Here is a 22,396-nt window from a genome sequence, read left to right as displayed (position 1 = left end):
ATCGGATGATCGATCTGACCGTCGCCGACGACGTCGCCACCGTCGTTTTGAATGCGCCGACGAAGCGGAATTCACTCGACGAGCAGGCGCTCCGCGATCTCGGCCGCGCCTACGACGAGGCGGATGCCGCGGGGGTGCGCGCGCTGGTGCTGCGGGGCGAGGGCCGGGCCTTCTGCGCCGGTCGCGACATCGCGGGCGTCGACCCCCGTGACGACGACGTGATCGCGTATCTCGGCGGGCTCGTGACCCCGCTGCTGCAGCGGATGGCGCGGTTCCCCGCCCCGACCTTCGCGGTGGCGCACGGCGCCTGTCTCGGCGTCGGCCTCGGACTCCTCATCGCCACCGACGTCGTGTACGTCGCAGAGTCGGCCAAGATCGGGTCACCGTTCGCCGCGCTCGGCGCCACTCTCGACTCCGGCGGCCACGCCCTCTTCGTCGAACGTCTCGGGGCGCACCGGGCACTCGACCTCATCTACACCGGTCGGCTGATGAGCGGCACCGAGGCCGTGTCAGCGGGGCTCTTCTCCCGGGTGCTGCCCGACGACGAGGTCGTGCAGGCGACGACGGATGCCGCAGCGACCGCTGCGCGTGGCGCCACCGCCGCCTTCCTGGCGAGCAAGCAGCTGGTCGCCAGGATCCGCGACGAGCGCCTGGCGCTGTGGGAGTCGATCGATCTCGAGAACGCCGCCCAGGCCGCCCTGTGCGACACCGACGACTACCGCGAGGGGTTCGCGGCGTTCCAGGAGAAACGCACGCCGGAGTTCCGCGGCCGCTGAGTCGCATCCGCTTACTGCGGCAGGACGGACGGACGCAAGGCCGTCGCCGATGTCGGATGCGGGTGCGAGACTGCCTGCATGTTGCTCTCGGAGCTCGTCTCCACCGCCGAAGAAGTCACCGCCACCGCATCGCGCCTGGCGAAGATCGACGCCGTGTCCCGGCTGCTCGCACGCGCTGACGCGACCGACGTGCCCACCCTCGTCGGGCTGCTGCTCGCGACGCCGCGACAGGGACGGCTGGGTGTCGGCTGGCGCGGGGTGGCGGCGCTCGACGTGCAGCACGCTGCCGAGCCCTCGCTGTCGATCCGTGATGTCGATGACGCGTTCGAGGCCTTGACCGGCTCGTCCGGGTCGGGGTCGGCCGCGGCGCGTTCCGCGACCCTCTCGGCTCTCGCGTCGCGAGCGACGGCTCCCGAATGGGACTTCCTGTCGCGGGCCATGCTCGGCGAGCTGCGCACGGGCGCGCTCGGCGGCGTCCTGCTCGATGCCATCGCCCGTGCCGCGGATCGCCCGGCGGCATCGGTGCGACGAGCAGCGATGCTCTCCGGCGACCTGGGCGAGACCGCCGTGCTCGCACTCACCGGCACGGAGGACGACCTCGATGCGGTCGGCCTGGTCGTCGGTCGCCCCGTGCTGCCGATGCTCGCATCGACCGCGGCCACCCCGACCGCCGCGCTCGACATCACCGGCACCGCGTCCGTCGAGTACAAGCTCGATGGCGCGCGCATCCAGGTGCATCGCCAGGGAGACGATGTGAGCGTCTACACCCGCAGCCTCGCCGACATCACCCACCGGGTGCCGGAGATCGTCGAAATCGTGCGCGCGCTCCCCGCACACGATCTGATCCTCGACGGTGAGACGCTGTCACTCGACGAAGACGGCGGCCCTCGGCCGTTCCAGCAGACGATGTCGCGGTTCGGGGCAGACGTCTCGCGCGAGCTCGTGCTGCGGCCGTGGTTCTTCGACATCCTGCACGTCGACGGACGCGATCTGCTCGACGAGCCCCTGTCCACCCGCCTGACCGAACTCGAGAGGGTCGTCGGCGAATGGCGTATGCCGGGCATCGTCACCGACGACGCCGAAGCGGCCGAGCAGCTGTCGCGCGAGGCTCTCGCCGCGGGCCACGAGGGGGTGCTCGTCAAAGGGATCGATGCGCCCTATTCGGCGGGACGCCGCGGCAAGTCCTGGGTCAAGGTCAAGCCCGTGCTCACCTACGACCTGGTCGTGCTCGCCGCCGAATGGGGGTCGGGTCGGCGCCAGGGGCTCCTGTCGAACCTGCACCTCGGCGCACTCGACCCGACCGGCGAGTTCGGCGAGCCCGGCGGTCTCGTCATGGTCGGCAAGACGTTCAAGGGGCTCACCGACGAGCTGCTGCGCTGGCAGACGGAGAACTTCCCGCCGCTCGAGACGAGGCGCACGCAGGGCGCGGTGTTCCTGAGACCGGAGTTCGTGGTCGAGATCGCGATCGACGGCGTGCAGCGCTCGCCGCGATACCCCGGAGGCATCGCGTTGAGGTTCGCGAGAGTCAAGGGCTATCGACCCGACAAGAACCCTGCCGACGCCGACACGATCGAGACCCTGCGGGCGCTGCTGCGCGGGTGACTCTCGTCAGGCCGACGGAGCGAGACCGAGGTCCTCTTCGCGCACCGTGCCCTGGAACGACCAGGGGAAGTTGATCCACAGGTCGGTGTCCTTCCAGGCGTAGTCGGGCTGGATGATCGTCGACGGCTTGGTGTAGATCGTGACCGAGCGCACGTCGGCGCCCTTGTCCTTCAGCAGCTGCACGGCGAGGGCGAGCGTGCGACCCGAATCTGCGACGTCGTCGACCAGCAGCACGCGTCGACCGTCGAGATACGCCATGTCGAGTTCGGGCGGCAGCACCTCCGGCGCGTCGAGCACCGTGCCGATGCCGGTGTAGAACTCGACGTTGATCGCACCGCAGTTCTTCGCTCCGAGACCGTAGGCGATGGCACCGGCAGGCAGCAGACCGCCCCGCGCGATGGCCACCACGACCTCGGGCATGAAGCCGCTGTCCAGGATCCGGCGCGCGAGGTCTCGCGTCGCGGATCCGAAGCCGTCCCAGGTGAGCGTCTCGCGCTCGATCGATGCATCCGTCATCGTCTCATTCTCCTGCACCACCACTCGAACTCCCGCCACGCCGTCGCCTCAGCCGAGGCGCGTGACCTCGACCGAGACGAACAGCTCGGAGGCGCTGGGTCCCGCGTACACCCCGCGCAGCGGTGCGACATCGGCGTAGTCCCGACCGTGGCCGACATAGACGTGCGATTCGCCGATGTCGACGAGGTTGGTGGGGTCGTATCCGCGCCACTCGCCGGAGTACCACTCGACCCAGGCGTGCGACTCCCCCGTCACAGCCTGTCCGATCGCCGCCGTCGGATCGGGATGCAGGTACCCCGACACGTAGCGCGCCGGGATCCCCGCTGCGCGCAGCACGCCCAGCGCCACATGAGCGATGTCCTGGCAGACGCCGGACCGGGTGGGCCACGCGTCGCGGGCGGTCGAGCTCACGCCGGTGACGCCGCTGCGATACTCCATGGCCTCCCCGACGGTGCGGCAGATCTCTCGGGCCGTCTCGTCGACGCCACCACCCTCCGCTTCGATGTGCAGGGCGAGGTCGCGCATCTCGTCATCGGGAGCGGTGGCAGGCGTCTGCGCCACGCATTCCGCGAGTTCGAGCGATTGGGGTATCCGGGCTGCCAGCTCGTCCCAGTCGATGTCCGCCTCTCCCGTCGGCAGCGGCCTCACATCCACCACGCTCGTCGCGGTGACCGAGAGCATCTGATGCGGGGTCAGCAGCTCGAACGTCGAGACCCGGGTGTCCCAGTAGTCGGTGTACGAGTGCTGGGTCGCGGTCGGCGATATGTCGAGCGTCGCCTGCAGCACGAACTGTCCGTCCCGGGAGTGCGGCAGCATCCGCGCCTCGTTGTACGACGCCGTCGCCGGCTGCTCGTAGCGGAAGCCGGTGCGGTGAACGATCTTGAGCCGACTCACAGCGCCTCTCCGATCCACACCGGCATCGCGATCGAGGGGAAGTACCGCTCCCTGATCGCGTCGCTCGCCACCGACATCCCCACCTGGACCTCCTCCATGCTCTCCGACAGCCGATGCACGGTGTCGCCGATCGGTCGGTACTCGAGCTCCGACCGCATGCGTCCCAAGACGCGATGCGCCCGATCGGGCACGCCGAACGCACCCGCCGGATCGATACCGCGCAGACACTCCTCGGCCTGGAGGATGCTCGAGAGCACCGATCGGGGGAACAGCCGGTCGATCAGGAGGAACTCCACAGCGGACGCCCCCGTGGGCACCGCCCGGTGGCTGCGCAGGTGGGCTTCGTATGCCCCGCAGCTGCGCAGCAGCGTCGTCCAGCTCGGTCCGCCTGCCTCGGTCAGCGACCGCGTCGCCAGCAGCCGCGCCGTCATGTCCGCGCGCTCGATCGAGCGGCCGAGCACGAAGAAGTGCCAGGCCTCATCCCGGCTCGTCGAGGAGTCGACGACCCCGAAGGCCAGCGCCGACCGATCACGCACCCAGCGGAAGAACGGGTGCGTCTTGTCCGAGGCGATCCGCCGCGGCATCCGTGCGTTCGACTCGTTCAGCGTTTCCCAGAGGTCCGTCGAGATGATCTCGCGCGCTCGTCGAGCGTTCTCCCGCGCCGCCGCGATCGAATGGGCGATCGACGCGGAGTGCTCACGATCCAGCGCGAGCAGCCGCACGACGTCGTCCCGGCTCAGCACGGTGCCGGCATCGGCCGTCGTCCCCATCACCGACAGGAGCGCCCGACATGCGGTGTCCTCCTCGACCCACGGATCCTCGAGCAGCAGCTGCAGGTGCACGTCGAGGATGCGGGCGGTGCCGTCGGCGCGCTCGACGTAGCGGCCGATCCAGAACAGCGCCTCGGCGATGCGACTCAGCATCCTGCGCCTCCCTGCTGCTGCTGCTGCTGTTGCTGCTGTTGCTGTTGGTGGTGACGCAGGTCCAGGTCCTCGTCCTGCGGAGACGAGAGGAAGGGCGGATGCGGTTCCTCACGCGCCGGAGCGACCACGGCGATCGCCCCGGTCGCCAGCGACACCTCGTCTGCGGCGGCGTCCGGGTCTCCGTCCAGAGTCGACGTCGGCCCGGTGAAGAGCGACGGATCCAACACCCAGGTGTCCTTCGACCCTCCACCCTGGCTCGAGTTCACGACGAGCTGCCCCTCGGGCAGAGCGACGCGGGTGAGACCGCCGGGCAGCACCCAGATGTCGTGCCCGTCGTTCACGGCGAAGGGTCGCAGATCGACGTGTCTCGGGCGGAATCCGTCCTCCACGAGCGTCGGGATGGTCGAGAGCTGCACGACCGGCTGGGCGATCCAGCCTCGGGGATCCGCCCGCAGCGACCGACGCAGCTCGTCCAGCGTCTCGCGCGACGCGTCGGGACCGACGACCAGCCCCTTTCCGCCGGATCCGTCGACCGGCTTCACCACCAGCTCGTCGAGCCTGTCGAGCACCTCCTCCAGCGCGTCCGGCTCCTCGAGCCGCCAGGTGTCGACGTTCGGGATCACCGGCTCCTCTCCCAGGTAGTAGCGGATCAGATCGGGGACGTACGTGTACACGAGCTTGTCGTCGGCCACGCCGTTGCCGACGGCGTTCGCGAGCGTCACGGTGCCGAGGCGCGCCGCGAGCATCAGCCCCGGCGCGCCCAGCACCGAGTCCGGACGGAACTGCTGCGGGTCGAGGAACTCGTCATCGACCCTGCGGTAGATCACGTCCACCCGCGTCGGCCCCGAGGTCGTGTGCATCCACACCCGACCGCCCGAGCAGAAGAGATCGCGTCCTTCGACGAGCTCGATGCCCATCATGCGAGCGAGCAGGGTGTGCTCGTAGTACGCCGAGTTGTGCACCCCGGGGGTCAGCACGACGACGGTCGGATCATCGACGCCGTCCGGCGCCGCCGCACGCAGCGCCTGGAGCAGCCGGCCCGGGTAGTCGACGACGGGACGCACGCGCAGGCTGGTGAACAGCTCGGGGAGCGTCTGCGCCATCACCCGGCGATTCGCGAGCACGTAGCTGACGCCGCTCGGCACGCGCACGTTGTCCTCGAGCACGCGCCAGGCTCCGAGCTCGTCGCGGATGACGTCGATCCCCGCGACATGGATGCGCACGCCGTTCGCTCCGACGATGCCGGCCGCCTGACGGTGGAAGTGCGCGGAGGAGCTGATCAGCGACGAGGGGATCACGCCGTCCTGCACCGCATGCTGCCGGCCGTAGACGTCGGCGAGGAAGGCCTCGAGCGCACGCACCCGCTGCTTCACCCCCGACTCGACATAGCGCCAGTCGTCGGCGGCGACCACGCGAGGCACCACGTCGAGCGGGAACGGACGCTCCTCCCCGGCGAAGTCGAACGTCACGCCCTGCGCGAGGTACGAGCTGGCGAGCGCGTCGGTCCGTGCTCTCAGCTCGGCGTCGTCCATGCTCGCGAGCGCGGGATACATGTCCTGATAGGGCAGGCGCACTCCCCCACCACCGGGCTGCGCATCGGCAGGGAACATCTCGTCCCACGGCGCGGCCCCCGCTCGCTGCGGCGACCGGCGCGAGGTGTATCCGTCGAACAGTGACTCCATGGCCGCATGTTTCCGTGTCGCGGTTTCGGCGGTGTTACGCGCGCAAGTCGGCGCCGCGTCGGCACGGGCGCGATAGGATCGACGCGTCCGGCGCTCTCCGACGCCGGTGCCTGAAAAAGAGGCACGAAGCTCCCCACGATGACGCGGGGGCGAGACACATACGGAATACGAACGTTCTCCGTCCCTGTCTCGAAAGGCTTTCGCATGCCCTCCGTCTCCGCGCACGTCGCACTCACTCTCGCCCAGCACATCGACGCCGTCTTCGGTGTGATGGGCAACGGCAACGCCTACTTCCTCGACGCGATCGAGACCCAGACGGATGCCGTCTTCACGGCCGTCCGTCATGAGCAGGGCGCAGTGGTCGCCGCCGATGCGCACTTCCGCGCGTCCGGCAGGATCGCTGCGGGCACCTCGACCTACGGCGCCGGTTTCACGAACACCCTCACAGCACTCGCCGAGGCCGTGCAGGCGCATGTCCCCCTCGTGCTGGTGGTGGGCGATGAGCCGACGTCCGGCCCTCGTCCATGGGATGTCGACCAGATCGCCCTGGCCTCGGCGGTCGGCGCCCGCACCTATACGGTCGGGCACGCGGATGCCGCAGCGACCACCGTCATCGCGATCGAGCACGCACTGACCTACCGCGTGCCCGTCGTGCTGGCGATCCCCTACGACGTGGCCTCACGCGAGGCCGGCCCGGTGCCCGAGGCTCCGCTGCCGCGCATCCCCGCGCCGCTCGCGCCGCGCGGCGAGTTCGCCGAGGGCACGCTCGACGAGATCGCCCAGGCGCTTCACGGAGCATCGCGCCCCTTCCTGCTGGCGGGTCGCGGCGCCTGGCTCGCGGGGGCCGGTGCGGCGCTCGGCGAGCTGGCGTCCCTCACCGGCGCTCTGACGGCCTCCTCCGCGCTGGGGCGCGGCGTCTTCCCCGACACCCGGTTCGACCTCGGTGTCACGGGAGGATTCGGGGCCGACGGCGCCATGGAACTCGTGCGCACCGCCGATGTCGCCGTCGTGTTCGGCGCCTCGCTGAATCAGTTCACGATGCGATTCGGCGAACTCTTCGCACCGGGCACCAGGGTCTTCCAGATCGACATCGCGCCCGCAGCCACGCACCCGCACGTCGGCGGCTTCGTGCGTGCGGATGCTCGCGTGGCGGCCGAGGAGCTCGTCGCCCGGGTCGGCTCGCTCGGCTCCGGCGCCGCCCCTGAGAGCGGTTCTGCCGAGCACGGCCTCGGAGCGGAGGCACACCGCACCGAGACTCCGACTGTCCAGCACGGCGAGTCGCACCCGGCATCCGACGCTGTGCCCGCACAGCCGTGGCGCGAGACGGTCGACGTCGAGGCCGCACGCGCGTACGACGAGGGCGACGAGCTCGCTCCCGACGGACGCCTCGACCCCCGCTCCGCCGCGCGCCGCATCGCCGAGCTCCTGCCCTCCGACCGCGTCGTCGTCTCCGACGGCGGCCACTTCATCGGCTGGGCGAACATGTACTGGCCGGTCGAGGCCCCCGACCGCATGATGATGGTCGGCACCGCCTTCCAGTCGATCGGGCAGGGCTGGCCGAGTGTCGTCGGCGCAGCCCTCGCCCGCCGCGAGTCGACCGTCGTACTGACGTCGGGCGACGGCGGCGGACTCATGGCGATCGCCGACCTCGAGTCGGCCGTGCGCGCGGCAGCGGGTCGAGGCATCGCCGTGATCTGGAACGACGCCGCCTACGGTGCCGAGGTCAATCTCTACGGGCTCAAGGGGCTCGCCGAAGGCCCGATGCGCATCCCCGAGGTCGACTTCGCGGCGTTCGGCGCCGCGGTGGGCGCGGAGGGCGTCGTCGTGAAGACACTCGCAGACCTCGATCGACTCGCCACATGGACGCAGGAGGATGCTGCGACGCGGCGGTTCCTGCTGCTCGACCTGCGCATCTCGGGTGACGTGATCGCGCCGTACCAGCAGGAGATCATCCGGGTGAATTCCTGACCTCGCCGAGTCGCTAGGCTCCTCGTCATGACCGAGAATTCCGGAGTCCTGCGATACAGCGCATTCGCCGCGACGCCCGACGGCGGCAACCCCGCGGGAGTCGTACTCGATGGCTCAGATCTGAGCGACGAGCAGATGCAGCGGATCGCCGTGGACGTCGGATTCTCCGAGACCGCCTTCCTCGTCGCACGCACCGACGGCGACGGTGTGGCGCGCTACCGGGCGCGTTACTGGTCACCGGCGGCTGAGGTGCCGTTCTGCGGACACGCGACCGTCGCGACGGCGGTCGCCCTCGCCGAACGCGACGGGCCGGGCGATGTCGTGTTCGACACGAACGCGGGCGCTGTGACGCTGCGCTCGACGGTGGATCGGGATGGCGCGGTGACCGTGTCGTTCACGAGCGTCGAGCCGCAGGTGCGCGATCTCGGCTCCGACGTGCTCGACCGGTTCCTCGCGCTGCTCGGACTCACCCCGGCGGATCTCGATGAGCGCTTCCCCGCCAAGGAATCGTTCGCCGGCAACTGGCATCCGATCGTCGTGCTCCGTGATCGGGAGCTGTTCGATCAGTTCCGCTTCTCGCCCGCCGAGGTCGCCGCACTCATGCGCGAGCAGGGGTGGTTCGGCACCTCGACAGTGCTGCACGCGGCGAGCACCGCCGACTTCGATGCCCGCAACCTCTTCCCGGTGGGACGGATCACCGAGGACCCGGCGACGGGCTCGGCGGCTGCATCGGTCGGGGCGTATCTGCGCGACCTCGGACACCCGGCGACGACCGTCCGCATCCATCAGGGCACTCACGTGCGTCGTCCGAGCCTCTTGACCGTGACGATCCCGCCGACCGGCGGCATCGAGGTCTCCGGTGGGGCGTTCCTCCTGACCTGAGCCCGTCGACGCACCCGCTGCGCTAGCCTTCCGAGATGCCTGCCATCCGCAACATCGCCGTCGGCCTGCCCGTCAAGGACGGACACCTGCTCGCGCTCGAAGGGCACGACGCCTCGCGCGGCCTGGACTTCCTCCGGGCGATCGGCGGCGGGATCGAATTCGGTGAGACCGCCGCAGAAGCTCTCGGTCGCGAGTTCATGGAGGAGCTCGGCGTCACTCTCGAGGGCGCCGAGCCACTCGGCGTCTTCGAGAACATCTTCACGTACGAGGGCGCGCCCGGTCACGAGATCGCCCATGTGTTCGCGGTGACATCCGCCGAGCTGGATGCGGTGCCCCTCGACGCCGAGCTTCATCCTCGACGAGGGCAGCCCGGTGCGCTGGGTGCCGATCGACGACATCCGTGCCGGCACCCGCGTCCTGTTCCCCGAGGGCGCACCGGAAGCACTGCTCACCCTCGTCGAGCGCGTCCGGTGAGCGTCCGGATCACAGCACGTCAGGACTGCGCGCCGTAGTCGGGAAGCTCCTGCAGTGTCCAGGTGTTGCCGTCGGGGTCGTCGAAGGTCACGAAACGGCCCCACGCCTGCTCATCGACCCCCTGCGCCTCGACGCCGAGGCCCGTCAGGTGCGCCAGCGCCTCATCGGCATCCGGAACGACCACCTGGATCGTGTTCTGCTGCCCAGGGAGCAGTCCCTCGCCCAGGTTGGTGCCGAAGGCGATCGAGCAGGCCGACCCCGGCGGTGTCATCTGCACGAACCTCAGGCCCTCGTAGGGCACCTGATCATGATCGGCGTGGAAGCCGATCCTCTCGTAGAACTCCTTCGACCGGTCGACATCCGAGACCGGGACGAAGATCAATTCGATCTTCCACTCCATCGCGCACTCCTCCTGTCGGGGCGCCTTCGCCCATCGGCCCTCAGAGTACGCGGGGCCTCCGACACCCGCCAGAGGCTCTCGCCCGCAGCAGTCTGCACTCGTCACTGACGCCCGATGGGGAGGAGATCTGCGATCGGGAGGGCGTCCTGCGCAGGAAGCACCTCCCGATCGCAGATCCCCTCCGGATCGCAGATGCCCTCCGGATCGCAGGCTCAGGATGCCGGCAGCAGCGCCCCCTCGAAGAACGACGCCAGCTCATCCGTCGCGTCGAGGGGCAGGATCGCGGCGACGTACTGATCGGGCCGCACCACGACGATGACGCCGTCGCGCGACAGCTCCCGCGCCTCGAAGATGTCGGTCTCGGTCCACTTCGACGGGCCGGCCGCGTAGACCTTCTCCCAGTCGGTGAGCCCGAGCGGACCGGTCTTCGGCTGGAACAGCGCAGGCGCCGAGGTGACCTCGACCTCCTCGTGCGGCTGCTGGTAGATCGCCTTGACGTCGAAGACGGCATCGGTGTCGGCATCCGCAGGCGTGAACCGGGAGAGCACCGGAGCCGCCGACTCGGCCCACGCGTCGAGCGTCGCCGCATCGCGACCCGCGAACGCGTAGACGCGCCAGCGCCCGTCCGCCTTGGCGTGGTGCCCGAGATGGATCGCGTTGCCGTCGCCCACCCGCACGACCTCGGCCGACTTGAAGCGCTTGCCGAGGGGGAAGCCGCCCGCGAGGGCCTGATGTGCGTCCGAGCCGGTGATCATCGACGAGGTGTACTGCGTCATGAAGCCGGAGGGGAACTCCGCCGTCGCCAGGTAGTACGTCGCGAGGTCCGTGGGGTCGGTGATCTCCGACGGCTTGCGCGCCATCAGGGTCGACCACTCCCGATCGAAGTCGATGAGCTGCTGCGCGACGGGCCGACGCTCGGCGCCGTAGGTCGCGAGCAGCGCCTCGGGCGCCCGACCGGTCAGCACCGATCCGAGTTTCCAGCCGAGGTTGAACCCGTCCTGCATCGACACGTTCATGCCCTGGCCGGCCTTCGCGCTGTGGGTGTGGCAGGCATCGCCTGTGAGGAACACGTGCGGCGTGCGACCCGACCCGTCGATCACGTCGTCGAACCCGTCGGTGACCCGGTGGCCGACCTCGTAGACGCTGTGCCACGCGACCTCCTTCACGTCCAGCGTGTAGGGGCTGAGGATCGCGTTCGCCTTGGCGATGATGTCCTCGATGGGCGTCTGCCGCACGCGGTGGTCGTCGTCCTCGGCGACCTCGCCGAGGTCGATGTACATCCGGCTGAGGTATCCGCCCTCCCGCGGGATGTGCAGGATGTTGCCCGCCTCCGAGTTGATCGCGCACTTGGTGCGCCAGTCGGGGAAGTCGGTGTTCACGAGGACGTCCATGACACCCCAGGCATGCGCGGCGCTGCCGCCGACGTGCGTGCGGCCGATCGCCTGGCGCACGCCGCTGCGTGCGCCGTCGCAGCCGACGACGTACTTCGCGCGGATCGTGCGCTCTTCGCCGGTCCGCTCCCCTGCGACGTAGCGCAGGGAGACCTCGACCGGGTGCTCGCCCTCGTCGTGCACGGAGAGTCCGGCGAATTCGATGCCGTAGTCGGGCGCGATGCGGCCGGGACCGTTCGACGCCGCCTCGGCGAAGTAGTCGAGCACGCGTGCCTGGTTGACGATGAGGTGCGGGAACTCGCAGATGTCGTAGGCGTAGTCCGCCGTCCGCGACGTGCGGACGATCTCGTCGGGCTTCTCGGGATTCGGACCCCAGAAGTTCATCCAGCCGATGTTGTAGGCCTCGGCGATGATGCGCTCGGCGAATCCGAACGCCTGGAACGTCTCGACGCTGCGCGGCTGGATGCCGTCAGCCTGCCCGAGCACCAGACGGCCCTCGCGCTTCTCGATGATGCGCGTGGAGATGTCGGGATACTGCGACATCTGCGCCGCGAGCAGCATGCCGGCGGGACCCGAGCCGACGATCAGCACATCGATCTCGGCGGGGAGGTCGGCGGGCCGGTCCGCGCCGAGCCCCGCGGCGTCCTTCACGCGGGGGTCTCCGGAGACATAGCCGTGGTGGTGGAACTGCATCGTCTTCGATTCCTTCCGGACTTCTCTGTCAGGTATTGCCTTCGAACGGCACGTGTTCTATATTCGAACACGACGTTCTACTATTGAACACAGCTTAGGGACGGTCGTCTCGAAACGCAAGGGAGCGCACGCATGCCCGAAGGCACTCCGGCCTCGCAGACCCTGAGCCGCGGCATCCGCATCCTGGAGGTTCTCGCCGATGCGCGGATCCCCCTCACGATCGACGAGATCGCCGCGCGACTCGACGTGCATCGCTCGGTCGCCTATCGCCTGCTGCGCACCCTGGAAGACCACCGACTCATCGGAAGGGACGCCTCAGGCGCCGTGACCCTGGGACCGCGCATGGCCGCGCTGGCAGCGGGCGTGGCTCACGATCTGCAGGCCGAGGCCATCCCCGAGCTGACCGCGATCGCCAACGAGCTCGGCATGACCTGCTTCCTCGGCGTGCTCGACGGCGATGACTGCATCACGCTCGCGAGCATCGAACCCCGCCACGCGATCGCGAGCGTCGCCCAGCGACCGGGCGCCAGGCACTCCGTCACGGTCGGAGCGCCCGGCAAGGCGATCCTCACGCAGCTCCCGGTGTCCCAGTGGCCCGGAGAACCGGGGGCGACACTGCGCGCAGAGGTCGACCGGGCTCGCGCCCGCGGATATGCGACGAGCCATGACGAGGTCATCCCCACCGTGCAGTCCGTCGCCGTGCCCCTCGTGCTGCGCGGCCAGCGGCCCGCGGCGATCGCGGTCGTCCACGTCGCGACCGCCCTCGACGACGCCGAGATCGCGGACCGCCTGAGGCGCTCGGCATCCGCGATCCGCGACGCGCTCGACGGCTGAGCGCTCGGCGGCGGAGAACCGGACCGACGCTCTCCTGCACACGCACGAACGCACGCCCGCCAGGCGGACGTGCGCTCGTGCGTGGATGCGGGTCAGGCCCTGGCGAGCCCGCGGATCGGGCTCACGGACTGCTCCTCCTCGTGATCCGGCCCCAGCGGGATGCCCGAGCGGTCACGCAGCAGCAGCGTCGCCACGAGGCCGAGCAGCGTCATGCCGGCGAGGTACCACGTGACGGCCTGCGTCGAGCCGGTCGCCTGCACGATGGCGGTCGCGATGGTCGGCGCGAACGCACCGCCGGCGATGGCGCCGATCGCATACGAGATCGAGACGCCCGAGAAGCGGATGCTGGCGGGGAAGAGCTCGGTGTAGAGCGCCGCCTGCGGCCCGTAGGTGAAGCCGAGACCGATCGTGAGGATCGCGAGGCCGGCGAACAGCAGTCCGACCTGGCCGGTGTTCACGAGCGGGAAGAGCGTGAACACACCGACGAGCTGCATCACCCAGCCGATGATGTAGGTGGTGCGCCGACCGATGCGGTCCGACAGCCACCCGGCGATGAGCGTCGTGATGAGCCAGGTGACGGCCGAGCCGGTGACCGCCCACAGCACCGGTCCGCGCTCGAGACCGATCGGGCCCTCGGGGTTGGTGGCGTAGCCCTGGATGTATCCGCCGGTCGTCATGTACCCGACCGCGTTGTTGCCGGCGAAGACGAGGGCGGCGACGATGACGAGCAGGAGGTGCTTGCGGAACAGCTGCACGATCGGCATGCTCGCCTTCTCCTTGCGCTCGGCGAGCTCGATGAACACCGGGCTCTCCTCGACCTTGCGGCGCACGTAGTAGCCGACCAGGATCAGGACGACGCTGAGCAGGAACGGGATGCGCCAGCCCCACTGGATGAACTGGTCTCCGGGGGCGATCGCCGTCATCAGCGCCATCACTCCCGACGCGAGCAGCAGACCGAGCGGCACACCGATCTGGGGCGATGCGCCGAAGATCCCGCGCTTCTTCTTCGGGGCGTGCTCGACGGCCATCAGCACCGCACCGCCCCACTCGCCTCCGGCCGAGATGCCCTGCAGGATGCGCAGCAGCACCAGCAGGATGGGTGCGGCGATCCCGATCGCGTCGTAGGTCGGCAGGACTCCGATGAGCGCGGTCGCCGCTCCCATCAGGATCAGCGTCCACATGAGAACGGTCTTGCGCCCGAGCTTGTCGCCGTAGTGTCCCGCGAGGAACGCTCCGAGCGGGCGGAAGAGGAAGCTGACGCCGACGGTGGCGAAGGCGATCAACGCGCTGTTCGCGCCGAGCGGCTCGAAGAAGAGCTGCCCGAAGACCAGCCCGACCGCCGTGGCGTAGATGAAGAAGTCGTACCACTCGACCGTGGTGCCGACGACGGTGGCGAACACGACGCGGCGCCGATCGGCCGGTGTCGCGATGGTTCCGGTGGGTGTGAACCCAGCCTGTGACTGCCCGCTCATAGGGGTGTCTCCTTTGATTGTGACCGCATTGTCACGGCTCGCGTCCGAGGTGTGTCGAGTTGCTTGCCGAGGGGTGACACGATGATATATGATTTCGAATACGACGCACAAGGCGTCGACGTGAAGCGCGAGGAGGCGCCCCGTGACGGCATCCATGACCCGCCCCGGCAAGATCATCGCGATCCATCTGAGCTACGCCTCCCGAGCCGACCAGCGCGGCCGGCGCCCCGCAGCTCCCTCCTACTTCTTCAAGCCGGCGAGTTCCGTCGGTGTCTCCGGGGGCACGGTCGAGCGCCCGGCCGGCACCGAGCTGCTCGCCTTCGAGGGCGAGATCGCGCTCGTCATCGGCACCCCTGCCCGCCGCGTCTCGCTCGATGACGCGTGGAGCCATGTCGGCTGGGTCACCGCCTCGAACGACCTCGGCCTCTACGACCTGCGCGCCAACGACAAGGGATCCAACGTGCGATCCAAGGGCGGCGACGGCTACACGCCTCTCGGCCCTGAGCTGATCGACGCCCGCGCGGTCGACCCCGCGGCCCTGCGTGTCCGGGCCTGGGTCAACGGAGACCTGCGTCAGGACGACACCACCGCCGGCCTCATCTTCCCCCTCGCCCAGCTGGTCGCCGACCTCTCTCAGCACTTCACGCTCGAATCCGGCGACGTCATCCTCACCGGCACGCCGGCGGGTTCCTCCGTGATCGTCCCCGGCGATGTGGTCGAGATCGAGGTGGATGCTCCGGATGCCGAGGGCTCCCCCTCCTCGGGACGCCTGGTGACCACCGTCACGCAGGGCGATGTGCCCTTCGACGCCGAGGTCGGCTCGCTTCCCGCCGTCGACGACCTGCAGCGCACCGAGGCATGGGGCTCCCGCGAAGACGCGGGTCTGCCGCCTGAGGCCACGTCCGCGCTGTCCCCCGAGCTCCGCGCCAAGCTGATGGAAGCTCCGACAGCCGGCCTCTCGTCGCAGCTGCGCAAGCGCGGACACCACTCGTGCTTCATCGATGGCGTCTCTGCGAACCTCCCCGGCAGCAAGATCGTCGGCACAGCCAAGACGCTGCGCTTCGTACCGTTCAGAGAAGACCTGTTCGCGAGCCATGGCGGCGGATACAACGCCCAGAAGCGGGCGTTCGATGCCGTCGGCGAGGGCGAGATCATCGTGATCGAAGCGCGCGGCGACGCGACCACCGGAACACTGGGCGACATCCTCGCGCTCCGCGCCCGCGCCCGCGGCGCCGCCGGAGTCGTGACCGACGGCGGTGTGCGCGACTTCGACGCGGTCGCCGAGATCGGCCTCCCGGTCTTCTCGCAGGGCGCTCATCCCTCCGTCCTCGGACGCAGGCACGTGCCGTGGGACTCCGACGTCACCATCTCGTGCGGAGGCGCCACGGTCCAGCCGGGCGACATCATCGTGGGCGACGGCGACGGCGTCATCGTGATCCCTCCCTCGCTCGCCGAGCAGGTCGCAGACGATGCTCTCGCGCAGGAGATCGAGGACGCGTGGATCGCCGAGCAGGTCGCCGCCGGACATCCGGTCGACGGCCTCTTCCCGCTCAACGCCGCGTGGCGGGAGAAGTACGAAGCCGCCACCGGCACCGGTGCCGGCTCATGACGACGGTGGCGAACTCCAGCAAGTCGGAGCAGGCGTACGCCTGGATCCGCTCACGGATCTCGGGACACGTCTTCGGCCCCGGTTACCGTCTGGTGCTGGGATCGTTGGCGGAAGAGCTCGGGATGAGCGTCGTGCCGGTGCGTGAAGCGATCCGCCGGCTCGAAGCCGAGGGCCTCGTGACGTTCGAGCGCAACGTGGGCGCGCGGGTGACCCTCGTCGACGAGAGCGAATACGCGCACACGATGCAGACGCTCGGGCTGGTCGAAGGCTCGGCCACCGCCCTCTCCGCTCCCTTCCTCGACGCCGAGGCGCTCGACGCCGCGGAGGCGGTGAACGAGCGGATGATCCAGATGCTCGGTCATCTCGACGCCCATGCGTTCACCGAGCTCAACAGGCAGTTCCATTCGCTGCTCTTCGAACCCTGCCCGAATCCGCACCTGCTCGACCTCGTGCACCGCGGCTGGGCGCGGCTGTCCGGCATCCGGGATTCGACCTTCGCCTACGTGCCCGGCAGGGCTCAGCACTCGGTCGAGGAGCACGCGCAGATCCTCGAGCTGATCCGAACGGGCGCCGACCCGCTCGAGATCGAGCTCGCCGCCCGCAACCACCGCCTGCGCACGAGGGACGCCTTCCTCGACGCGCTGCACACCCGTTCTCACCACAACTCAGGAGACGAGTCATGACCGATTCCCGCATCCCCGCAGACCTGCCCGACCACATCCAGCACTACATCGACGGAGCGTTCGTCGACTCCGTCGACGGTGACACGTTCGATGTGCTCGATCCGGTGACGAACAAGACCTACACGACCGCAGCCGCCGGCAAGAAGGCCGACATCGAGCTCGCCGTCGCCGCTGCCACGCGCGCATTCGACGAGGGCCCCTGGCCTCGGATGCTGCCGCGGGAGCGCTCGCGGGTGCTGCACAGGATCGCCGACATCGTCGAGTCGCGGGATGCCCGCCTCGCCGAGCTCGAGTCGTACGACTCCGGCCTGCCGATCACCCAGGCGCTCGGCCAGGCCCGCCGCGCGGCCGAGAACTTCCGCTTCTTCGCCGACCTGATCGTCGCCCAGTCCGATGACGCCTTCAAGGTCCCCGGCAAGCAGATGAACTACGTCAACCGCAAGCCGATCGGCGTCGCCGGCCTCATCACGCCGTGGAACACGCCGTTCATGCTCGAGTCGTGGAAGCTCGGCCCCGCACTCGCGACCGGCAACACCGTGGTGCTCAAGCCCGCCGAGTTCACGCCGCTCTCCGCCTCGCTCTGGGCGGGCATCTTCGAGGAGGCCGGGCTGCCGCAGGGCGTGTTCAATCTCGTGAACGGCCTCGGCGAAGACGCCGGAGACGCCCTCGTGAAGCACCCCGACGTGCCGCTCATCTCGTTCACGGGCGAGAGCTCGACCGGACAGCTGATCTTCGGCAACGCCGCACCGTTCCTCAAGGGCCTGTCGATGGAGCTCGGCGGCAAGTCCCCCGCCGTCGTCTTCGCCGATGCCGATATCGAGGCCGCGGTCGACGCGACGATCTTCGGCGTGTTCTCCCTCAACGGCGAGCGCTGCACCGCCGGCTCCCGCATCCTCGTCGAGCGCTCCATCTACGAGGAGTTCGTCGAGCGCTACGCCGCCCAGGCGAAGCGCGTGAAGGTCGGCTACCCGCACGACCCGGCCACCGAGGTCGGCGCGCTCGTGCACCCCGAGCACTACGACAAGGTGATGAGCTACGTCGAGATCGGCAAGACCGAGGGCCGCCTCGTCGCCGGCGGCGGCCGCCCCGAGGGCTTCGACGAGGGCAACTTCGTCGCGCCGACGGTGTTCGCCGACGTCTCCCCCGATGCCCGCATCTTCCAGGAGGAGATCTTCGGCCCCGTCGTCGCCATCACCCCGTTCGACTCCGACGACGAGGCGCTCTCGCTCGCGAACAACACGAAGTACGGCCTGGCCGCCTACATCTGGACGAACGACCTGAAGCGCGCCCACAACTTCGCGCAGTCCGTGGAGGCGGGCATGGTGTGGCTGAACAGCAACAACGTGCGCGACCTGCGCACCCCCTTCGGCGGCGTCAAGGCTTCGGGCCTGGGCCACGAGGGCGGCTACCGCTCGATCGACTTCTACACCGACCAGCAGAGCGTGCACATCACGCTCGGCGGCGCGCACAACCCGACCTTCGGCAAGAACTGAGCAAGGACCCGACATGACCGACAAGACTGCGAAGACGCTGACCTCCTCGGGCTACTACGTGAGCCAGGAGGCTCCGATCGAGACCGCCAACCCGATCGCGACGCCCGAGAGCACTCCCCCGGACGTGCTGCGCTGCGCCTACATGGAGCTGGTCGTCACCGACCTCGCGGCCTCGCGGGTGTTCTACGTCGACGTCCTGGGGCTGTATGTCACCGAAGAGGACGACGAGGCGATCTACCTCCGCTCGACCGAGGAGTTCATCCACCACAACCTCGTGCTGCGCAAGGGGCCGATCGCCGCTGTCGCCGCGTTCTCCTACCGCGTGCGCTCGGCTGAGGATCTCGACCTCGCCGTGGCGTTCTACACCGAGCTCGGCTGCGACGTGCGCCGCAACCCGGAGGGCTTCGTCAAGGGCGTCGGCGACTCGGTGCGCGTGGTCGACCCGCTGGGCTTCCCCATCGAGTTCTTCCACCAGTCCGACCACGTCGAGCGCATGTCGTGGCGCTACGACCTGCACATCCCGGGCGAGCTCGTTCGACTCGACCACTTCAACCAGGTCACCCCCGACGTGCCCCGCGCCGTGAAGTTCATGCAGGATCTGGGGTTCCGCGTCACGGAGGACATCCAGGACGATGAGGGCACCGTGTATGCGGCATGGATGCGTCGCAAGCCCACCGTGCACGACACCGCGATGACCGGCGGCGACGGTCCGCGCATGCACCACGTCTGCTTCGCGACGCACGAGAAGCACAACATCTTGGCGATCTGCGACAAGCTCGGAGCCCTCCGCCGCTCCGACGCGATCGAGCGCGGCCCGGGCCGTCACGGCGTCTCGAACGCGTTCTACCTCTACCTCCGCGACCCCGACGGTCACCGTGTCGAGGTCTACACGCAGGACTACTACACGGGCGACCCCGACAACCCCGTCATCACCTGGGATGTGCACGACAACCAGCGCCGCGACTGGTGGGGCAACCCGGTCGTCCCGTCCTGGTACACCGAGGCCTCGCTCGTGCTCGACCTCGACGGCAACCCGCAGCCCGTCGTCGCCCGCACCGACGACTCCGAGATGGCCGTCACGATCGGCGCCGACGGCTTCTCCTACACGCGACCCGGCGACGACGAGGCCATGCCGGAGTACAAGCAGGGCGAGTACAAGCTCGGCCACCAGCTCTGATCGATTCATCCGCAGGTTCGCACACAGAGGAGAGACGGATGCTGTCAGCAGACATCGTCGCGCAGATCGCCGGAGAGCTCGCCGAGGCCGACCGGACCCACTCCGTGATCCCCCGGATCACCGCCCGGTACCCGGACGCGACGGTCGAGGATTCATACGCGATCCAGGGAGTCTGGCGCGACTCGCAGATCGCCGCGGGACGCCGTCTCGTCGGACGCAAGATCGGATTGACGTCGAAGGCGATGCAGCAGGCCACCGGCATCACCGAGCCCGACTACGGGGTGATGTTCGACGACACCGTCTACGAGTCGGGTGCCGAGATCCCGGTCGACCACTTCTCGAACGTGCGCATCGAGGTCGAGCTCGCGTTCGTGCTCAAGCATCCGCTCGAGGGGCCCGACTGCACGCTCGACGACGCCCTCGCCGCGATCGACTACGCCGTGCCGGCGCTCGAGGTGCTGAACTCGCACATCGAACTCGAGGGCAGGACGATCGTCGACACGATCAGCGACAACGCCGCCTACGGGGCCATGGTCCTCGGCGATGTGCACAAGCGCCCGGACGAGATCGACCTGCGATGGGTGCCCGGCGTGCTCTCGCGCAACGGCGAGATCGAGGAGACCGGAGTCGCCGCCGGCGTGCTGGGCCACCCCGCCACCGGCGTCGCCTGGCTCGCGAACAAGTTCCACCAGCACGGCGCGCGTCTCGAGGCCGGCGAGGTCATCCTGGCAGGATCGTTCACACGCCCGATGTGGGTGTCTCGCGGCGATCAGGTGCTGTGCGACTACGGACCGATGGGAACGATCGAATGCCTCTTCATCTGAGCCCCTCCTTCCGCGAGCATCTCGCCGTCTCCGATCGCCCGCTCATCGGGATGTGGGCGTGCTCAGGCAGTGCCCTCGTCACCGAGGTGGCTGCGGGCTCGGGCCTCGACTGGCTGCTGATCGACATGGAGCATTCTGCCAACACGCTCGAGTCCACGCTGCTGCAGCTGCAGGTCGTCGCCGCCTATCCGATCACCCCGGTGGTGCGCGTGCCGTCCAACGACACTGTGGCGATCAAGCAGGTCCTCGACCTCGGAGCACAGAACCTCATCGTCCCGATGGTCTCGTCGGCCGAGGAGGCACGCGCGGCCGTCTCGGCGACCCGCTATCCGCCAGAAGGCGTCCGAGGAGTCGGGAGCGCGCTCGCCCGCAGCGCGCGCTGGAACCGGGTCGACGGCTATCTGCGCGACTCGGCGCGGCACACCTCCCTCACCGTGCAGATCGAGACGGTCGCCGGGGTGGAGGCCGCCTCCGAGATCGCGGCGGTCGAGGGCGTGGACGCCGTGTTCGTGGGCCCGTCCGATCTCTCCGCGTCGATGGGACTGCTCGGCCAGCAGACGCATCCGGATGTCGTCGCCGCCGTCGAGCAGGTGTTCGCCGCGGTCGCGGCCGCAGGCACGCCCGTCGGTGTGAACGCCTTCGATCCCTCCGCCGCCGATGCGTACACCGCCGCCGGCGCGGACTTCGTGGCGGTCGGTGCCGACGTGGCGATGCTGGCACGCGCATCCGAGGCTCTGGCCGCCCGCTTCATCCCGGCATCCGACGACACGACCCGCTCCAGCTACTGACGCCTGCCGCTGCCCTCGAGTGGAAGGATTGACGGATGCAGAGCAGCGACGAGCCGTCATGATCCGCGCCCTCGCAGCGATGCAGGACCGAGGATTCCGCTGGTTCTTCCTCGCCCGCGCCATCACTCTGATCGCAGGGTCGATGTCGTCGATCGCGCTGGCCTTCGCCGTGCTCGAGATCGACAACGACGCACGCTCGCTCTCCCTGGTCCTGGCCGCCTTCACCGTCAGCAACATCGTCTTCCTGCTCTTCGGCGGCGTGATCGCCGACCGGCTGCCTCGCGCGCTGATCATCCAGTCCTGCTACGTCATCGACATCCTGACGGTGGGCGCGATGGCCGCCCTCCTGTTCAGCGGCACAGCCACGGTTCCCCTGCTCGCTCTGCTGTCGGTCGTGAACGGTGCGTCCACCGCGTTCGTGCTCCCCGCCATGCAGGGGATCATCCCGCAGCTGACCTCCCCCGAGCACCTGCAGCAGGCCAACGCGATGCTGTCGTTCGTGCGCTCGGCGACCACGATCGGCGGCCCGATCATCGCGGGCATCGTCGTGGCCGCGGCCGGCCCCGCCTGGGCCATGGTCGTGCAGGCGATCGGCTGGGTCATCGCGATCCCCGTCCTGGCGATGGTCCGACTGCCTCCGTCTGATCATGCGGGCGGAACCACGATGTTCCACGACCTCAGGATCGGGTGGCAGGAGTTCTGGAGTCGCACGTGGTTGTGGGTCATCGTTCTCGCCTTCATGGTGATGAACGCCATCCACATCGGCGCGTGGGGCGTCGTCGGTCCGTACATCGCCAAGAACGACGAACGGCTCGGCATCGCCGGCTGGGGGTGGGTCGTCAGCGCCGAAGGCGTCGGCATCCTGCTCATGACCCTCGTCCTGATGTGGTTCCCGCTGAAACGCCCCCTGCGCTACGGCATGATCGGCATGGCCGCGTTCGCGATCCCGCTCACCGTCCTCGGCGTGCACCCCGCGGTGGTGCTGCTCGCCATCGCCGCCTTCCTCGCCGGCGCCGGGGCCGAGGTGTTCAGCACCGGGTGGAACCTCGCGATGATGGAGAACATCCCGGGCGACAAGCTGTCCCGCGTCTCGAGCTACGACATGCTCGGCAGCTTCGTCGTGATGCCGATCGGCACCCTCGTCTACGGCTGGCTGATCACCCGCAGCGATGTCGAGACGGTGCTGGTCACCTCGGGGATCCTCTATGCCGTGCTCGCCGCCGTGACACTGGTGGTACCGAGTGTCTGGCGGATGGGCCGCCCCTCCGATGCAGTGTCCCCGCGCTCGGAGTTGGCGGATTCATAGCAATCCGGG

General features: G+C 69.1%; 20 protein-coding genes. 13 read left to right on the top strand and 7 right to left on the bottom strand.

Annotated elements, in window-relative coordinates; all coding sequences use genetic code 11:
- Window positions 1-5: 5 nt before the first annotated feature.
- Both AKG07_RS00190 and AKG07_RS00185 read left to right on the top strand, forming a co-directional pair.
- Window positions 6-776 (top strand): enoyl-CoA hydratase/isomerase family protein, encoded by a 771-nt coding sequence (locus AKG07_RS00190; protein ID WP_053095425.1) that lies wholly within the window; start codon window positions 6-8, stop codon window positions 774-776.
- A 78-nt stretch (window positions 777-854) separates the two neighbouring features.
- Entirely contained in the window at window positions 855-2,378 is a 1,524-nt protein-coding gene (locus AKG07_RS00185; RefSeq protein ID WP_053095424.1) for an ATP-dependent DNA ligase, read from the top strand.
- A 6-nt stretch (window positions 2,379-2,384) separates the two neighbouring features.
- On the opposite strand, the gene AKG07_RS00180 is transcribed toward AKG07_RS00185, so the two are convergent.
- Genes AKG07_RS00180 through AKG07_RS00165 form a run of 4 tightly spaced genes read right to left on the bottom strand, consistent with a single transcriptional unit; the run spans window position 2,385 to window position 6,393 of the window.
- Window positions 2,385-2,894, bottom strand: a complete 510-nt coding sequence (locus tag AKG07_RS00180) for a phosphoribosyltransferase (RefSeq protein WP_053099026.1) — start codon at window positions 2,892-2,894, stop codon at window positions 2,385-2,387.
- Between the two features lie 48 nt (window positions 2,895-2,942).
- On the bottom strand, window positions 2,943-3,788 hold the full coding sequence (locus tag AKG07_RS00175; protein WP_053095423.1) for a transglutaminase family protein: 846 nt from the start codon (window positions 3,786-3,788) through the stop codon (window positions 2,943-2,945).
- A complete protein-coding gene (locus AKG07_RS00170) occupies window positions 3,785-4,711 on the bottom strand; it encodes an alpha-E domain-containing protein (protein ID WP_053095422.1) in 927 nt (308 codons plus the stop codon). Before AKG07_RS00170 ends, AKG07_RS00175 begins: the two co-directional genes overlap by 4 nt.
- On the bottom strand, window positions 4,705-6,393 hold the full coding sequence (locus tag AKG07_RS00165) for a circularly permuted type 2 ATP-grasp protein (protein ID WP_053095421.1): 1,689 nt from the start codon (window positions 6,391-6,393) through the stop codon (window positions 4,705-4,707). Before AKG07_RS00165 ends, AKG07_RS00170 begins: the two co-directional genes overlap by 7 nt.
- Before the next feature lie 204 nt (window positions 6,394-6,597).
- Between AKG07_RS00165 and AKG07_RS00160 the strand changes: the two genes are divergently transcribed.
- The 3 genes from AKG07_RS00160 to AKG07_RS00150 are packed head-to-tail and all read left to right on the top strand — an operon-like array spanning window position 6,598 to window position 9,755.
- The gene (locus AKG07_RS00160) at window positions 6,598-8,361 is read left to right on the top strand and encodes a thiamine pyrophosphate-binding protein (RefSeq protein ID WP_053095420.1); all 1,764 of its coding nucleotides are present in this window, start codon (window positions 6,598-6,600) and stop codon (window positions 8,359-8,361) included.
- A 27-nt stretch (window positions 8,362-8,388) separates the two neighbouring features.
- The gene (locus AKG07_RS00155; protein ID WP_053095419.1) at window positions 8,389-9,243 is read left to right on the top strand and encodes a PhzF family phenazine biosynthesis protein; all 855 of its coding nucleotides are present in this window, start codon (window positions 8,389-8,391) and stop codon (window positions 9,241-9,243) included.
- A gap of 35 nt (window positions 9,244-9,278) precedes the next feature.
- Window positions 9,279-9,755: an NUDIX domain-containing protein gene (locus AKG07_RS00150; protein WP_053095418.1), complete on the top strand. Its 477-nt coding sequence runs from the start codon at window positions 9,279-9,281 to the stop codon at window positions 9,753-9,755.
- Here the strand turns inward: AKG07_RS00150 and AKG07_RS00145 are convergent.
- Window positions 9,737-10,117, bottom strand: coding sequence for a VOC family protein (locus AKG07_RS00145; RefSeq protein WP_053095417.1), 381 nt, complete (start codon window positions 10,115-10,117; stop codon window positions 9,737-9,739). The two genes, AKG07_RS00150 and AKG07_RS00145, sit on opposite strands and share 19 nt — an antisense overlap.
- Window positions 10,118-10,329: 212 nt before the next feature.
- Window positions 10,330-12,201 carry an FAD-dependent monooxygenase gene (locus AKG07_RS00140; protein ID WP_053095416.1) on the bottom strand — a complete coding sequence of 624 codons (1,872 nt, stop codon included), beginning with the start codon at window positions 12,199-12,201 and terminating at the stop codon, window positions 10,330-10,332.
- Between the two features lie 132 nt (window positions 12,202-12,333).
- Here AKG07_RS00140 and AKG07_RS00135 point away from each other — a divergent pair, with 132 nt between their 5' ends.
- On the top strand, window positions 12,334-13,035 hold the full coding sequence (locus AKG07_RS00135) for an IclR family transcriptional regulator (protein ID WP_053095415.1): 702 nt from the start codon (window positions 12,334-12,336) through the stop codon (window positions 13,033-13,035).
- A 92-nt stretch (window positions 13,036-13,127) separates the two neighbouring features.
- Here AKG07_RS00135 and AKG07_RS00130 read toward each other — a convergent pair whose 3' ends face one another.
- Window positions 13,128-14,507, bottom strand: coding sequence for an MFS transporter (locus AKG07_RS00130; protein ID WP_053095414.1), 1,380 nt, complete (start codon window positions 14,505-14,507; stop codon window positions 13,128-13,130).
- Between the two features lie 154 nt (window positions 14,508-14,661).
- Between AKG07_RS00130 and AKG07_RS00125 the strand changes: the two genes are divergently transcribed.
- From AKG07_RS00125 to AKG07_RS00095, 7 genes are read left to right on the top strand one after another with little or no spacing between them, the layout of a single operon-like run.
- Complete coding sequence (locus AKG07_RS00125) at window positions 14,662-16,116, top strand: fumarylacetoacetate hydrolase family protein (protein WP_053095413.1); 1,455 nt, start codon at window positions 14,662-14,664, stop codon at window positions 16,114-16,116.
- On the top strand, window positions 16,113-16,799 hold the full coding sequence (locus tag AKG07_RS00120) for a GntR family transcriptional regulator (RefSeq protein WP_053095412.1): 687 nt from the start codon (window positions 16,113-16,115) through the stop codon (window positions 16,797-16,799). Before AKG07_RS00125 ends, AKG07_RS00120 begins: the two co-directional genes overlap by 4 nt.
- Complete coding sequence (gene hpaE / locus AKG07_RS00115; protein ID WP_053095411.1) at window positions 16,796-18,292, top strand: 5-carboxymethyl-2-hydroxymuconate semialdehyde dehydrogenase; 1,497 nt, start codon at window positions 16,796-16,798, stop codon at window positions 18,290-18,292. The genes AKG07_RS00120 and hpaE overlap by 4 nt, the downstream gene beginning before the upstream one ends.
- A gap of 13 nt (window positions 18,293-18,305) precedes the next feature.
- Complete coding sequence (gene hpaD, locus AKG07_RS00110; RefSeq protein WP_053095410.1) at window positions 18,306-19,469, top strand: 3,4-dihydroxyphenylacetate 2,3-dioxygenase; 1,164 nt, start codon at window positions 18,306-18,308, stop codon at window positions 19,467-19,469.
- A 38-nt stretch (window positions 19,470-19,507) separates the two neighbouring features.
- Window positions 19,508-20,293: a fumarylacetoacetate hydrolase family protein gene (locus tag AKG07_RS00105; protein ID WP_053095409.1), complete on the top strand. Its 786-nt coding sequence runs from the start codon at window positions 19,508-19,510 to the stop codon at window positions 20,291-20,293.
- Window positions 20,278-21,081 carry an HpcH/HpaI aldolase family protein gene (locus AKG07_RS00100; protein WP_053095408.1) on the top strand — a complete coding sequence of 268 codons (804 nt, stop codon included), beginning with the start codon at window positions 20,278-20,280 and terminating at the stop codon, window positions 21,079-21,081. The genes AKG07_RS00105 and AKG07_RS00100 overlap by 16 nt, the downstream gene beginning before the upstream one ends.
- A gap of 58 nt (window positions 21,082-21,139) precedes the next feature.
- On the top strand, window positions 21,140-22,387 hold the full coding sequence (locus AKG07_RS00095) for an MFS transporter (protein WP_053095407.1): 1,248 nt from the start codon (window positions 21,140-21,142) through the stop codon (window positions 22,385-22,387).
- Window positions 22,388-22,396 lie beyond the last annotated feature (9 nt).

The organism is Microbacterium sp. CGR1 (assembly GCF_001266755.1).
Lineage (GTDB): Bacteria > Actinomycetota > Actinomycetes > Actinomycetales > Microbacteriaceae > Microbacterium.
The sequence above is the reverse complement of the archived record's forward strand: the minus strand, read 5'-3'. Positions and strand labels throughout refer to the sequence as shown.